Source organism: Alienimonas sp. DA493 (genome assembly GCF_043951915.1).
In the GTDB taxonomy this organism is placed as follows: Bacteria; Planctomycetota; Planctomycetia; order Planctomycetales; family Planctomycetaceae; genus Alienimonas.
The window spans coordinates 26,262-40,012 of the sequence record NZ_JBINJD010000012.1 but is presented as its reverse complement, the minus strand read 5'-3'; the positions used below and the strand labels follow the sequence as shown (position 1 = coordinate 40,012).

Below are 13,751 nucleotides of genomic sequence, written 5' to 3'. Positions count from 1 at the left end.
GCGCAAGCTCCGGCCGTGTGTCGTCGGATTGGGCGGCTGCGCCGACGGCCGACGCTTGCGCGTCGGGCTGGTATTACGGGCGCCTGTACCGCCCGTCACACGTCGTAGTAGAGGGCGAACTCGTGCGGGTGGGGGCGGCGGCGGACGGCGACGACCTCGTGCTCCGTCTTCACCCGGATCCAGGTGTCGATCACGTCCTCGGTGAACACGTCGCCCCGCAGCAGGAACTCGTGGTCGCTCCGCAGGGCGGCGAGGGCCTCGGCGAGCGTCGCCGGGACGGTGGGCACGTCCCGCACCTCCTCGCTGCCCAAATCGTACAGGTCCTTGTCCAGCGGCGGGCCGGGGTCGATCCGGTTCTGCACCCCGTCCAGCGCCGCCATCAGCAGCGCCGCGCAGGCCAGGTGAGCGTTGCAACTGGGGTCGGGGACGCGGAACTCGAACCGCTTGTCCTCCGGCCGCTGGGCGTTCACCGGGATGCGGACCGCGGCGGAACGGTTGCGGTAGGAGTAGGTGAGGTTCACCGGGGCCTCGAACCCGGGGACCAGTCGCTTGTAGCTGTTGGTCGTCGGGCAGCAGAACGCGAACAGGGCCGGGGCGTGGGCGAGGATGCCGCCCAGGGCGTGCAGCGCCGTGTCGGAGAGCCCGCCGTAGTTGTTGCCGGCGAACAGCGGGGCGCCGTCCTTCCAGAGGCTGAGGTGAAGGTGCAGCCCGTTGCCGGCGTCGTCGTAGAGCGGCTTGGGCATGAAGGTGGCCGTCTTGCCGCGGCGGGCGGCGACGTTCTTCACCACGTACTTGTACCGCAGCAGGTTGTCGGCGGTCCTCAGCAGCGGGGCGAATCGCATGTCGACCTCGCACTGGCCGGCGGTGGCGATCTCGTGGTGGTGGCCCTCCGCGGCGATGCCGACCTCCTCCAACACCCGCATGATCTCGCCCCGCAGATCCTGCAGGGTGTCGGTCGGGGGCGTGGGAAAGTAGCCCTCCCCCTGCCGGACCTGATAGCCGCTGTTGGACGTCCCGCCGGTCGAGGCGCCGCGGCGGCCGCGGGTCCACTGCCCCTCGGCGCTGTCCAGGTGGTAGAACGATTCGTGGGCGTTGGAGTCGAACGCGACGGAGTCGAACACAAAGAACTCCGCCTCCGGCCCGATCATCGCTTCGTCCGCGATGCCGAGGCTCCGCATGTAGCGCTCGGCGTTGCGGGCGATGTTGCGGGGGTCCTTGGGGTAGTCCTCGCCGGTGACGGGGTCGCGGACGGTGCAGGTCAGGGCGAGGGTCCGCTCCATGAACGGATCGACCATCGCGGTGTCCGCCTGCGGCACGACGAGCAGGTCGGACTCGTTGACGGCCTGCCAGCCGCGCATGCCGGATCCGTCGAACCCGAACCCTTCCTCGAAGCTGGCCTCGGTGAGGCGGGAGAGCGGGCGGGTGAAGTGCTTCTGCGTGCCGGGGAAGTCCATGAACCGCAGGTCGACCGCGTTGAGGTCGCGTTCACGGCAGAGGGCGAGGACTTCGCGGGGGGTCATCGACGGCGGGCTCGGAGCGGGAGGACGGGCGTCGCGGATCAGGCGACGCGGGACGGGGGCGTGCGACGCGGGGCGTGCGAAGGGAGGGATACGACGGGCGAGCGGGCCGTGTCGGGCCGGAGTGTAGCCGCTCGGGCGGACGCCCCGCCCGTGGCGGGACGGCGGGAGGCCCCGCGGTTGCGAGATTCCGGCCGATTTCGCCGGGATTGCGGGGGACCGGACCGATCCTGACGACGGCGGCGACCGGGGGGCCGATCGATTCGCACGCGATGCCGACGGTTCGCGCCCGCGGACATCGGGGTTTCTCCGAGCGTGCGTAACTCCGCTAGCGAAATAGGGTTCCGACGGGTCGTGTGGGTCGGTCCTGCTCAAGGCGACGCGGCGGTGGTGACGAAGTTTCCCCCCGGACGGCCTGCCGCTGCCGTGCCCTCCGGACCGCTTCGCCCCGCTGGGGGGACGAGGCGGAACGTTCGGGCCGACGGCGGCGACGCGGTCGTTCCCGTCGTCCGGCCGGTTCGACCCGCCGGCCGGACGTCCCCCCCTTTTGACCCGTTGACGACCCTCGGGCCGCCCTACCTCCCCCCGACCCGACCGCAACCTCGGCTCCGCTTGATGGGGTACGGGCGTGCGGCGGGGGGAACCGGGGGCATGACGCCCCCGACGGTCGGCCCAAAACTCAGGAGAGCCCGCACATGAGAACGATTTTCACGACCGGGCAGGTCGCCAAGATCTGTAAGGTCGCCCCCCGCACCGTTAGCAAGTGGTTCGACTCCGGTCGTCTCCGCGGCTATCGCATTCCGGGGTCGCAGGACCGCCGCATCCCCCGGGAGCATCTCATCCGGTTCCTCAAGGAACACGGGATGCCCTTGGGAGAGCTCGAAGACGAGGCGATGGGCAAGTTGCTCGTCGTCGGGACCGGGGGCGAAGTGCTCGCCGGTTTGACCGAGATGCTGGGCGAGAACGAGTTCAAGCTCGAGACCGCCGCCAGCGGCTTTGAGGCCGGCATCCAGGCCGAATCCCTGCACCCGGACGGCGTCGTGATCGACTTCGTCATGGGCCGCAGCGAAGCCCTGATGATCGCCGCCAACCTGCGGAAGAACGCCCAGTACAGCGACACCGTGCTGGTGGGCCTGATCTCCGACGAAGACAGCGCCAGCGGCTTCGACCGCACGCTGTTCAACGAGACCTTCCGCAAGCCGTTCGACACCGCCCTGCTGGCCGAACGGATCAAGACCCTCGTCAGCCGCAAAAAGCAGCTGGCGTAGATCCCCGAGAGCGGGTCGCCGCCGGAAACCCGGCCGGCTCCCCGTTCCCGCCGCCGCGTCCCCGGCCCGCACCCCGGGCCGGCTCTCCCCCCGAGCGGGGCCGGGCCGACACGGCGGCCGAACGGGGGAATCGGCGATCCCGCGTGAAACCCCCGCCCCCCGAGCGAACCACCCGGTCGCTTGGGGGGCGGGGGTTTTCGCTGCGCAGCGGCTAAACTCGTCCGGGTGAACCGTACTCCCGACGATCCGCCGGCGCCCGATCCCGCCCGGACCGCCCGCTGGAAACCTTGGGCGCCGCCGCTGGCCGCCGCGGCGGTCGTCTTTCTCGTCGTGCTCTGCCAGCTCGACCCCGGCGGGGCGGACCCCGGCATGCCGCAGGGGCCGGGGCTGACGGTCGACGAGGGCTTCTACACGCAGCAGGGCGTCTACCTTGCCGCGGCCCGGCACTACGGCCTGGCCCTGCTGGACCCGCGGACGCTGGGCGAGATCTTCGACACCGACGCCGGCTACATGGCGGACCACCCGCCGCTGGCGAAGCTCTGGCTCGGCCTGTGGCACGACCTTGCCTGGTGGGTCCACGCCCCCGAAAACCCCGGCGGCCCCTTCAGCGTGGCGCGGGCCCGCGTCGGCAGTGCCGCGGCGTTCGCCCTGACGGTCGGCCTGCTGATTCTCTGCGGAACCCGCTGGTACGGCCTGCCGACGGGGTTGGCGGCGGGAGCGAGCCTCGTGCTCATGCCGCGGGTGTTCGGGCACGCCCACATCGCCTCGCTGGAGACGGCGACGAACCTGTTCTACACCGCCTGCCTGTGCGGCGTGGCGGCGTGGTGGAACCCTCGCGTCACGTCGTTCAAACGACCGGCCCTGTGCGGGCTGCTGTTCGGCCTCGCCCTGCTCTGCAAGATCCAGGGGGCGCTGCTCGGGCCGACGGTCGCCGTCTGGGCGCTCTACCACGCCGGGCGGGAGCACGGGTGGAAAGAGTCCTGGCGGGCGATCGGCCCGGTGGCGGTTTTCGGGGGCGTGGGGCTGTGCGCGTTCTTCGTCGGTTGGCCCTATCTGTGGCTCAACCCGAGCGAACACGGCGCCGCCTTCCTCGGCACGATCACCGATCGGCTGCCAATTCGAAACTACTACCTCGGCCAGGTCTGGAACGGCGAGGGCCTCGAACCGACGCCCTGGCACTATCCGCTGGTGATGACGCTGGCCACGGTCCCGGTCGGGCTGACGGCGCTGGCCGTCTGGGGGGCCATCCGGGGAGGGGGGAGGAGTGATGAGGGAGGAGGAGAACGGCGAGCGGTCCCCGACACGCCCCCCCTCCTCCCTCCCTCCTCTCCCCTCACCCTGTTCACCGCCGCGGTCCTCGTCCCGCTGGCCCTCGTCTGCACGCGCGGCGAGAGCCTGTACGACGGCGTGCGGCTGTGGCTGGTGATCTTCCCCCCGCTGGCGCTGCTCGCCGGACGCGGAGCCGGCTTGATGTTCGAACGGCTGAAGCGTTGGCGGCCGAAGCTCGCGGCGCCGGCGGTCGTCGGGTTACTGGCCCTTCAGGGAGTGAACGTGGTCTGGATGAGCCCGGTGTGGCTGAGTTCCTACTCCGCCGCCGTCGGCGGGCTATGGGGGGCCGACCGGCTGGGGTTCGAGCGAAACTACTGGGGGGACGCCGTCACGCGGGAGCTGTGGCGCGCGGCGCTCCGCGATCACGAAAATTATCGGCCGCTCCAACACGCCCCGCGGCTGCATCAGTTCGTCGACAACGACCTGAAGGCCGCGGTCCCGGCGTTGGCGAGTCGCTGGGACTGGCTCTATCCGGACATGGAAACACTCAATTCCTCAGACCCGTTCCTGGCCCCGGCCGGAATCGAAGAGGCCGGCAACGTCCAGTTCGTACGGCTGGCGTATTGGAATCAGAGCCGGTTTCGGCGCTTCTATCCGCCGAGCGGCAACGCCGGACCGCTGTTCGACCGAGCCGGCTCCTTCCTTCCGGACGAGCGGGTCGTGCGGCGTCAGGGGGTGGTCCTTGGACTCGCCACCACCTCCGAAGACCCCATCTGGGAGTGGCGGCCGCCGAGTCGCCCCTGAAGTCGCCGCCGCGATCGGTCCCGTCAGAATGCACAGGGGGCTGACGCCCCCCGCTCGCCTTTCCTTCCGCCTTCCACCTTCGCCCTTCCGCCTTGCCCCTCACCCACTTCGACGAAACCGGCGCCGCCCGGATGGTGGACGTCGCCGCCAAACCGGTCACGCAACGCACCGCCGTCGCGGAGGCGACGGTCGTTTGCCGGCCGGAGACGCTCGACCTGATCCTCGCCGGCGACGGCAAGAAGGGGGACGTCCGGCAGGTCGCCCGGATCGCCGGGATTCAGGCGGCGAAGAACACCGGGTCGCTGATCCCGCTCTGCCATCCGCTGCCGTTGGACGGGGTGACGGTGGACTTCACCAGCGCGCCGCCGGACCGGCTGACCGTCACCGCGTCCGTCACCTGCACCGGGCGGACGGGGGTGGAGATGGAGGCCCTCTGCGCCGCCTCCGTCGCGGCCCTGACGGTCTACGATATGGTCAAGGCCGTCGACCGCGGGATGACAGTCGAGTCGGTCCGGTTGCTGAAGAAATCCGGGGGCCGCAGCGGCGATTGGCGTGCCGACGCCCCGACGGCGGCGCCGCGGTCAGGTGACGCGGCGGCGGGAGCGTAAGCTCTCCGGGTGAAGCCCCAGGTTCCGGAGCGGTTCCCCCCGCATGACCGCCGCCACGATCCCCGCCCCCGCCCCGCCGAGCGTCCGCGGAGGGGAACCGCGATCGCCCGAGGCGGCGCTGCTCGCCGATGTGGACCGCCTGATCGGTGAAGACCTCGCCGCCTGCGAGCGGCTGTACGCGGAGGAATTGGCCAGCGCCCACCCCGCCGTCCGGGACGTCCGGGACCATGTGGCGAAGTACCGCGGCAAACGGTTGCGGCCGATCCTCACCCTGCTGGCCGGCGCCGCCTGCGGCGGGGTGAACGGGAAGCACCGCACGCTGGCGGCAGTCTTGGAGATGGTTCACGTCGCCACGCTGGTGCACGACGACGTGTTGGACGGGGCCGACGTGCGGCGGCACGTCGCCACGGTGCATTCCCGCTGGAACCCGCGGACGGCGGTGCTGTTCGGGGACTTCCTGTTCACGCACGCCTTCCACCTGGCCGCGACCGTCGACGCCGCCGCCTGCCGGGCGATCGGCGCCGCGACGAACGCCGTCTGCGAGGGGGAGCTGACGCAGATCCACGAGCGCGGCAACGTCGACCTGACGGAAGCGGAATATTTTCGGATCGTCGCCGGCAAGACGGCCGCCCTCACGGCCGTCGCGGCCGAACTGGGGGCCGTGCACGCCGGGGCCGACGCCGCGACCGCCGCGGCCCTGCGGGGGTACGGCGAAGATCTGGGCGTGGCGTTTCAGATCGCCGACGACCTGCTCGATTTGGTCGGCGAGGAAGGCCGCGTGGGCAAGACGCTCGGTTCGGACCTCGTCGAGAAGAAGCTCACCCTGCCGATCATCCGCCTGCGGGACCGGCTCCAAAACGGGGACGCCCAGGAGGTGAAGGCCCTGCTGACCGCGCCGCCCGCGGACGCCCGCGACCGCCTCATGCCGTTGCTGGAAGGCGCCGGCGCCCTGGACAGCGCCGCGGCGACGGCCCGCGAACGGGCCGCCGCCGCGGTCGATCGGCTGGACGGACTGCCGGACAGCGAAGCGAAATCTTTACTCAAACGCCTCGCCCGCTTCAGCGTGCGGCGCACCCGATAACCGCGCCCGGGGGAGCGTTCCCGCCGGTCGCGGCCGGGCCGGGCTCACCGTCGGTCGTTCATCCGGGTGTAGACGAGGATGTAGTACAGCATCGTCGCGGCGGTGCTGAGGGTCGCGGCGACGTAGGTCCAGGCGGCGGCGTTCAGGCACTTGTTGACCCAGCGGCCGCCCTCCGCGTCCACGATGCCGAGGTCCGTCACCAGTCGCTTGGCCCGATTGCTGGCGTCGAACTCCACTGGCAGGTTGACGACCTGGAAGAACAGGATCGCCCCGTACCCCAGGATGCCCAGCAGGATCAGCGGTTGGGCGAAGCTGTAGGCGCCGATCCACATCGCCAGAAATCCGCCCATCACGGCAAGACTGGCGATCTTGCCGCCGGCGGTCGCGGCGGGCACGGCCATCGCCCGCAGGGCCATCGGGCCGTAGTTGGTGGCGTCCTGCAGCGCGTGCCCGGCCTCGTGGGCGGCGATGCCCACCGCGGCGGCGCTGCGGCGGCCGTAGATCTCCGGGGAAAGCCGCAGCGTTTTGCTGCGGGGGTCGTAGTGGTCGGACAGCTCGCCCTCCACCGGCTCGATGCGGACGTGCTGCAGGCCGGCCCGATCGAGGATCAGCCGGGCCGCGGCGGCGCCGGTCATATTCGCCCCGACGCGGCCGCCGGCGGCGACGTTGCTTTTCACCCGCCACTGGGCCCACAACATCAGGGCCAACGGCGGGAGGGCGAGAAGAAAGTAAACGGGGTCGAAGTGGATCATCGCGGTCGGATGCAGTGTTGGATACGGCCGGGGGATTCGTCCCGGCCGGTCGCTTCTTACGCCGTTCGCGGCCGGAGAGCGGGAAGAATCGCCCCGTTCTTCGAATCGGGGGCGTTACGATGCCCCGCCCGTCCCGCCGCCGCGTCGTCTTGTCGCCCCGCACGCTCTCGAAGCAAGATCCTGCGGTCGCCGCCGCCCGCTCGCCCCGAATTTTCGTCGTCATGTCGCTGCCGTCGCACCTGAACGTCTCGCGTGGCCTGCGGGTGCCGACGGACGAGTTCACCCTCACCTACGCCCGCAGCAGCGGGCCGGGCGGGCAGAACGTCAACAAGGTGGAGACGAAGGCCGTTTTGCGGTGGCCGGTCGTGGACAGCCCCAGCCTGCCGGAGGGCGTGAAGCAGCGGTTCTGCCAGCAGTACCGCACCCGCATCAACAACGACGGGGAGCTGGTAATGAACTGCGACGAGCACCGCGACCAACCCAGCAACCGGGAGGCGGTGCTGGAGCGCCTGCGGGACATGCTGGCCAACGTCGCCCGGCCGCCGAAGCGGCGGAAGAAGACGAAGCCGACGCGGGGCTCCCAACGCCGCCGGCTGGCCGCGAAGAAGGAGCGGTCCGAGAAGAAGAAGCTGCGGCAGACCCCCGGCCGCGACGCCTGACGGAACGCCCCCGCGGTTCCCCCATCGCAGGGTGCCCCGCCGGTCTGATGCGGCGCCCGCCGCGGCCGGAGAGTGTGGGCGAACGTTCCCGACCCGGTCGTCGCTCATGTCCGTCGTTCCCGCTTCCGCCGCGTCGGTCGACAAGTCGGCCCTCGCCCTGGAGATCCACCGCCGGCTGTGCGAGGAGTACGGCTGCCCGGTGCCCTACTTTCACAGCCTCTCGCCGATGGCGGAGCTGGTCAGTTCGTTCCTGTCGCACCGCACCCGCAACGCGGACAGCGGCCGGGCGTTCAAACAGCTCCGCAAACGCTTCCCCGCCTGGGAGCAGGTCCGCGACGCCCCCACGGAGCAGGTTGAGGAGGAACTCGCCCCCTGCACCTGGCCGGAGCAGAAGGCCCCGCGGCTCCAGGAGATTCTGCGTCGGATCACGGCGGACCGCGGCCACGTCGGCGACGACGCCCTCGACTTCCTCGCCGATCTGCCCGTGCCGGAGGCCCGGGCCTGGCTGGAAGAACTGCCGGGGGTGGGGCCGAAGACCAGCGCCGCGGTGTTGTGTTTCTCCCGGCTGCGTCGCCCGGCACTGCCGGTGGACAGCCATCACCACCGGGTCGCCCAGCGGGTGGGATTGATCCCGAAATCCCTCGCCGTCGGTCCGTCTCACGCCCGGCTGGAGGCGTTGCTGCCCGGCGACTGGGACGGCCAGCAGGTCTACGACCAACACGAATTGCTGATGTTCCTCGGGCAGCGGGTCTGCCAGTACCGGGCGCCGAAGTGCCCGCGCTGCCCGCTGCTGGACCTCTGCCCGACCGGGCAGGCCCGGGTCGGTTCGTCGGCAGCGGACGACGACGCCCCCGCCCAACCGGCGAAGCCGCGGTAACCCCCGGGGAAGGCGTCGCGACCGTCCCGCCCCGGACCGAGCCCATTGGCAATCCGCGTCCCGCCGGGGATGATGAGCGACCGCGACCGGCGATCCGCCGGCCCACTGTCCGGAGACGCACCATGTTCGGCCGCCGCAACGCTCCCAAGCCCGTCGAGGACGACGACGAACTCGAACCGGAATACGACCTCGTCACCTTCCGCGGCCCGCTCTCCGGCGAGCCGGTCGACATGAGCGCCCACGCCTCCGTGGCCCGCGTCGGTCTCAAACCGGCCCGGGAGATGATCTCCGACGCCCTCTCCCGCCGCGGCGAGATGGTTCGGCTGGACACCCGCGGCGCCGCCGCGGCCGTTCGCACCTACATCGACGGCGTCGCCTACCCCGGCGGCCGCATGCCCGCCCGGCAGGCGGCGGCCATCACCCAGGTGCTCAAGCTGCTCGCCGGGCTGAACGTCAAGCTCCGCGACAAGCCCCAGTCCGGCGGCATCAAGGCGGACCTGGACGGGGTGGACTACGTCCTGCGGATCGACACCGAACCCGCCGGCAATACGGAGCGGCTGACCGTCCGGGCCGAGAACCAGAAGGAGAAGCTCGAGAAGCCGGAGGAGTTGGGCTTCCCGCCGGACCTCAAGGAGCTGATCCGTGAGATGGCCGGCGGCGCCAAGGGCGGGCTGTTCGTCGTCGGTCCGCCGCTCTCGGGCGTGACGACCACCACGTTCGGCGTGCTCCGCAGCGTGGACAGCTACGTGTACAACATCTACGCGATCGGCGACCTGGGCGGGCGCGACATGCACACGCTCACCGACTTCACCCCCAACGAGGGCGAGTCGATGGACGACGCGATCACCCGCGTCATCCGGGCCGAGGCGGACGTGATCTACGTCGACCGCATCAGGACCAAGGAGGAGGCCGAACGCGCGCTGAAGTTCGGCGAGGACCTCTCCATCATCGCCGAGTTAGCCGCGAAAGACCTCGTTTCCGGCATCGGGCAGCTGTGCAAATGGTCCGGCGACCCGGCGCTGGTCGCCGAGCGGGTCAACGGGCTGATCCAGCCGCGGCTGATCCGCAAGCTGTGCGGCAAGTGCAAGCTGGCCTTCCGCCCCAACCCCAAGCTCGTGGCGAAGGTGAACCTCCCGCCGGAGACCGACGTGCTCTACCGCCCGCCCGGCCGGGAGGCGATGGAGGCGGAAGACTACGTCCCCTGCCGGCGCTGCGGCGGCGTCGGCTACCTCGGCCGCACCGGCATCTTCGCCGCCCTGCGAATGACCGAGGGGGTGAAGGAGATCCTCCGCACCAAGCCGAGCGGCTCCGCGATCAAGCAACAGATCCGGGCCGACGGCATGCCCACCTTCGAGAGCGAGGGCCTGCGGCTGGTCGCCGAGGGCGTCACCAGCCTCGAAGAGTTGCAGCGGGTCTTCCAGGAAGCCGCCTGAGCGAACCCCGGCCCGGCGGTCCGGAGCTGAGCTCGAAGCGGAAGTCCCACGAATCTCTCGGGGCGACGCTCTGCGTCGCCCCGCACAGGACGCGGAGCGTCCGGCCGCTCCGCGGCCCGTGCGTCCCGACGCAGAGCGTCGGGACGAGCAGGGAAGCAGCCCGACGATCGGGTCCGGCAGCGCCTCGGACTGCCGTTTAGACCCTGATCATCTCTCGCAACGCCGCCGTGCGGGCGTTGTCGGAGTACGGCAGGATCAGGTCGAACTGGGCCCCCCGCCCGGCCCCCTTCGCCTCGGCCGGCTCCCGCAGGGTCAGCGAGCCGCCGTGGGCTTCGAGGATGCGGCTGCAGATCGCCAGCCCCAACCCGGTGCCCTCGGATTTGGTGGTGAAGAACGGTTCGAAGGCCTTGCGACGGGCCTCCGGCGTGAGACCCGGCCCGTTGTCGCGAACGCTGACCCGCAGCGCCGGGCCGTCGGCGGCCCCGTCCCGGCTCACCCGCACCTCGACGCGGACCGGGTCCGGGCAGGCGGCGAGGGCGTTCTCGAACAGGTTGCGGAACACCTGCTCGAGCCGAAACGCGTCCGCCACGCAGGAGGCGCCGTCCCCGCCGTCCGGCCCGGCGTCGGGCAGCGTCTCGATCAGTTCCGCCTCGCGGCCGTTGCGGTCGCAGGCGTTCCAGGCCCGTCGCCAGACGTCCGGCAGCCGGCAGGGGCCCGGGTTCAGGCGGATCGGCCCGGCGTGATGGCGGACGTCCTCGAACAGCCGCGACAGGCGACGTTCGCTCGCCAGCAGGTCCCCGATCAATTTGGAGCACTGCGGGTCGAGGCGGTCCTCGAGAATCTTCAGGCCCATGCGGAAGGCCAGCAGTTCGTTGCGGGCCTCGTGGGAAAGCACCGCCAGCGTTTCGCCGACCGCCGCCAGGCGTTCCATCCGCAACGTCTGCTGCTGCGCGTCGCGGAGCACGGTGACGTCGCGGACGACGGCCACCTGCTCCGGGGCGCCGGGCTCCTCGCCGCCGGGACGCCCGCCGGCGCCCCGGTTCCCCAACGCCCCGTCGGCGTCCGCCGCCCGGGGGAAGCGGCTGACGGAGACCTCCGCCGGAAACCGCGAGCCGTCCGAGCGTTGGGCGACCAGGGTCCGCAGCCGGGAGGCCGGCGGCGAATCGTCGGCGAGATCAGGCAACAGGGCGGAGAGCGGCGTGCCGATCAGCAGTTCGCAGCGCCGGCCGAACATCGCTCCGGCGGCGGGGTTGCAGGATTCGATGCGGCCGTCGGCGTCGACGGTGAGGATCGCGTCCGGCGCCGCAAGCAGCACCGCCCGCAGGCGCCGCTCCCGCTCCCGGACCTCCCGCGTCTGGGCCAGCAACCGATGGCCCAGCGCCGCGGTCACGACGATGGCGAACAGGGCGATCACCCGGTTCTCCAAGCCGATCCAGAACGCCGGTCCGTGCAGGGGGACCGGCAGGAAGAACCCGGCGACCGTCAGCAGCCCCGCGGTCACCGCGACGGCCAGCCGGAGGCGCTGGCTGTCCAACCACAACGCGAGCAGCACCGCGGCGATGTAGGGCACCCCCGCGGCGACGCCCAGCGGGAAGACCAGGTCCAGCAGGAAGATTCCCGCCAGCAGCAGGCCGATCGCCGTCAGTGCCCCGGCCCGACGCCGCGCCTCCGTCTCCACGTCGTCCCTCGGCGTCCCGGACGGACCTCCGCCCTGGGCGGTAGGTTGACTGCTCCGGCGAAGCGATCTCAAGGGAGCGTCCAGCAGGGAACGAGCGAACGCGCAGGGTATCCGCCCCGACCGATCCGTCACAAGCCCCCCGACCGGCGCCCCATCCCGGGCCCCGGGCGGTTGTTACGGCAAAGGCCCGGTCCGAACGACGCCGGACCGGGCGGCCCGCGCGGCCGCCCGGCGAACGTACCGTCCCGCCGGGCGCGGTCAGAGCACCGGATTGAACAGGCTCGCCGCCGCTTCGCCGAGCCGCCGGGGCAGCGGGCGGTCGCCCCACCCCTGCGGGTCGACCCGCACCGCGGTGCGCAGGTCCCGATCGAACTGCCCCGCCAGCGTTTCCGCGAGCCCGACGTCGAGGGCGATCAGCGACAGTTCGAAGTTCAGCCGGAAGCTGCGGGTGTCGCAGTTCGTGGTGCCGACGAGGCCGAAGCAGCGGTCCACCGTCAGCGCCTTGGCGTGATAGGTGCCTGCCTTGCGTTCGTAGATCTCCACGCCGCTGTCCATCAGGTCGGCGTACTGCCAGCGGGCCGCCCAGCGGGTTGCCAGGGGGGAGCCGGGGCCGCCGTGCATCACCCGGACCCTCACCCCCCGCCGGGCGGCGCATTGCAACGCCCGGTCGATCGGCTCGGTCGGGACGAAGTAGCCGGTGCTCAGCTCGACGGACTTTCGCGCGGCATGGATCGCGGCGCTGTAGACGCTCTCGTGAGCCCGGTCGCGGCGGTCCGGGCCGTCTTCGAGGATGCGGAGCACGACGTCCCGATCCCATTCGGCCCCCTCCGGCGCGGGGCAGTCCTCGTAACCGTGGTACAGCCGCGGCTCCGTCAGCGCCTCCCCGGCGATGTACAGCCAGTCCTGGGCGAAGACCCGCTGCAACCGGCCGGCGGCGGGACCGCAGACCTCCACGAGGGTGTCCCGCCACGGGGCGGTGCCGGGGTCCTCGGAGATGTATTCGTTGCCGACGTTCAACCCGCCGGTGAAGCCGATCGCCCCGTCGATCACGATGATTTTGCGGTGGTTCCGCATGTTCAGCCGGAGGCGGTCCACCAGCCCGTTGGCGCGGGGCGAGAACGTCTCGGCCCGGCCGCCGGCGTGGGTCAGCGGGCGGAGGAAGCGTTTCGTCAGGCCCAGCGAACCGAACCGGTCGTACAGCAACCGCACCTCCACGCCCCGCCGGGCCGCCCGGGCGAGGGCGTCGCGGACGCGGGCCCCGGTGGCGTCGGTGCGGAAGATGTAGAATTCCATCGAGACGGACCGTTCCGCCGCGTCGACCGCGGCCACGAGACGATCGGTCGCAGCGACGGCGTCGGAATAGACCCGCACCGCGTTCCCGCCGGCGGCGGGCTGACCGGCCAGCACGCCGGACAGTTCCCACACTTGGAGCAGCGCCTCGGGGGCCTCGCCGGCGTCCTCCTCGTCCGGGTCGGAGAGCAGGTCCTGCAGTTGGGCGTCGGCCTTCCGTTTCAAGGCGGCGTATTTCCGTTCCCGCCCGGCGCTGAAGATCAAATACAGCAGCCCCCCGAGCACCGGCAGCTCGATGATCGACAGCACCCAGGCCACCTTCCCGCTCGGCTGGGAGCTGCGGGAGAGCAGCACCGCGGGGATCAACCCCAGCGACAGAAACCACAGGGCCAGGGGGATCCACGCCCAGGCGGAGCGATCCGCCAGCCAGTGAGCGGAGGTTTCGGCGAACTCGAACAACGCGGGCGGGGCCGGTACGGGGAATGATCGGGGCGCGGGGGGAAGCCGGGGACGCG

11 protein-coding genes are annotated in these 13,751 nt (G+C 71.4%); 7 read left to right on the top strand and 4 right to left on the bottom strand.

The window, feature by feature from the left end; translation table 11 throughout:
- Positions 1–95: 95 nt before the first annotated feature.
- Positions 96–1,520 carry a type I glutamate--ammonia ligase gene (gene glnA, locus ACG2DA_RS03235; RefSeq protein WP_395254029.1) on the bottom strand — a complete coding sequence of 475 codons (1,425 nt, stop codon included), beginning with the start codon at positions 1,518–1,520 and terminating at the stop codon, positions 96–98.
- Between the two features lie 692 nt (positions 1,521–2,212).
- Here glnA and ACG2DA_RS03230 point away from each other — a divergent pair.
- The 4 genes from ACG2DA_RS03230 (at position 2,213) to ACG2DA_RS03215 (ending at position 6,547) form a co-directional block, all read left to right on the top strand.
- On the top strand, positions 2,213–2,785 hold the full coding sequence (locus ACG2DA_RS03230; RefSeq protein WP_145361065.1) for a helix-turn-helix domain-containing protein: 573 nt from the start codon (positions 2,213–2,215) through the stop codon (positions 2,783–2,785).
- Between the two features lie 225 nt (positions 2,786–3,010).
- Complete coding sequence (locus ACG2DA_RS03225; protein ID WP_395254028.1) at positions 3,011–4,858, top strand: ArnT family glycosyltransferase; 1,848 nt, start codon at positions 3,011–3,013, stop codon at positions 4,856–4,858.
- Positions 4,859–4,950: 92 nt separating this feature from the next.
- Complete coding sequence (gene moaC, locus ACG2DA_RS03220) at positions 4,951–5,466, top strand: cyclic pyranopterin monophosphate synthase MoaC (RefSeq protein ID WP_395254027.1); 516 nt, start codon at positions 4,951–4,953, stop codon at positions 5,464–5,466.
- Between the two features lie 43 nt (positions 5,467–5,509).
- Positions 5,510–6,547, top strand: coding sequence for a polyprenyl synthetase family protein (locus ACG2DA_RS03215; protein ID WP_395254026.1), 1,038 nt, complete (start codon positions 5,510–5,512; stop codon positions 6,545–6,547).
- Positions 6,548–6,591: 44 nt separating this feature from the next.
- Here ACG2DA_RS03215 and ACG2DA_RS03210 read toward each other — a convergent pair whose 3' ends face one another.
- Positions 6,592–7,299 (bottom strand): zinc metallopeptidase, encoded by a 708-nt coding sequence (locus tag ACG2DA_RS03210; RefSeq protein ID WP_395254025.1) that lies wholly within the window; start codon positions 7,297–7,299, stop codon positions 6,592–6,594.
- Positions 7,300–7,418: 119 nt separating this feature from the next.
- On the opposite strand from ACG2DA_RS03210, the gene arfB reads away from it, so the two are divergent.
- The 3 genes from arfB to ACG2DA_RS03195 all read left to right on the top strand — a co-directional run bounded on the left by arfB (position 7,419) and on the right by ACG2DA_RS03195 (position 10,268).
- Positions 7,419–7,958 carry an alternative ribosome rescue aminoacyl-tRNA hydrolase ArfB gene (arfB, locus tag ACG2DA_RS03205; protein WP_395254024.1) on the top strand — a complete coding sequence of 180 codons (540 nt, stop codon included), beginning with the start codon at positions 7,419–7,421 and terminating at the stop codon, positions 7,956–7,958.
- Positions 7,959–8,064: 106 nt separating this feature from the next.
- Positions 8,065–8,835 carry an endonuclease III domain-containing protein gene (nth, locus tag ACG2DA_RS03200; RefSeq protein ID WP_395254023.1) on the top strand — a complete coding sequence of 257 codons (771 nt, stop codon included), beginning with the start codon at positions 8,065–8,067 and terminating at the stop codon, positions 8,833–8,835.
- 122 nt (positions 8,836–8,957) lie between these two features.
- Entirely contained in the window at positions 8,958–10,268 is a 1,311-nt protein-coding gene (locus ACG2DA_RS03195) for an ATPase, T2SS/T4P/T4SS family (RefSeq protein WP_395254022.1), read from the top strand.
- Positions 10,269–10,464: 196 nt separating this feature from the next.
- Here ACG2DA_RS03195 and ACG2DA_RS03190 read toward each other — a convergent pair whose 3' ends face one another.
- Together ACG2DA_RS03190 and cls are read right to left on the bottom strand one after the other, a co-directional pair.
- Positions 10,465–11,946 carry a nitrogen regulation protein NR(II) gene (locus ACG2DA_RS03190; protein WP_395254021.1) on the bottom strand — a complete coding sequence of 494 codons (1,482 nt, stop codon included), beginning with the start codon at positions 11,944–11,946 and terminating at the stop codon, positions 10,465–10,467.
- Positions 11,947–12,204: 258 nt separating this feature from the next.
- Entirely contained in the window at positions 12,205–13,695 is a 1,491-nt protein-coding gene (gene cls, locus ACG2DA_RS03185; RefSeq protein ID WP_395254020.1) for a cardiolipin synthase, read from the bottom strand.
- Positions 13,696–13,751: the final 56 nt, after the last annotated feature.

Excerpts from the sequence above, each read along its gene's own strand:
- ACG2DA_RS03210 (WP_395254025.1), bottom strand. The coding sequence starts at position 7,299 with ATGATCCACTTCGACCCCGTTTACTTTCTTCTCGCCCTCCCGCCGTTG.
- ACG2DA_RS03230 (WP_145361065.1), top strand. The coding sequence starts at position 2,213 with ATGAGAACGATTTTCACGACCGGGCAGGTCGCCAAGATCTGTAAGGTC.
- nth (WP_395254023.1), top strand. The coding sequence starts at position 8,065 with ATGTCCGTCGTTCCCGCTTCCGCCGCGTCGGTCGACAAGTCGGCCCTC.
- ACG2DA_RS03195 (WP_395254022.1), top strand. The coding sequence starts at position 8,958 with ATGTTCGGCCGCCGCAACGCTCCCAAGCCCGTCGAGGACGACGACGAA.
- glnA (WP_395254029.1), bottom strand. The coding sequence starts at position 1,520 with ATGACCCCCCGCGAAGTCCTCGCCCTCTGCCGTGAACGCGACCTCAAC.
- arfB (WP_395254024.1), top strand. The coding sequence starts at position 7,419 with ATGCCCCGCCCGTCCCGCCGCCGCGTCGTCTTGTCGCCCCGCACGCTC.
- ACG2DA_RS03215 (WP_395254026.1), top strand. The coding sequence starts at position 5,510 with ATGACCGCCGCCACGATCCCCGCCCCCGCCCCGCCGAGCGTCCGCGGA.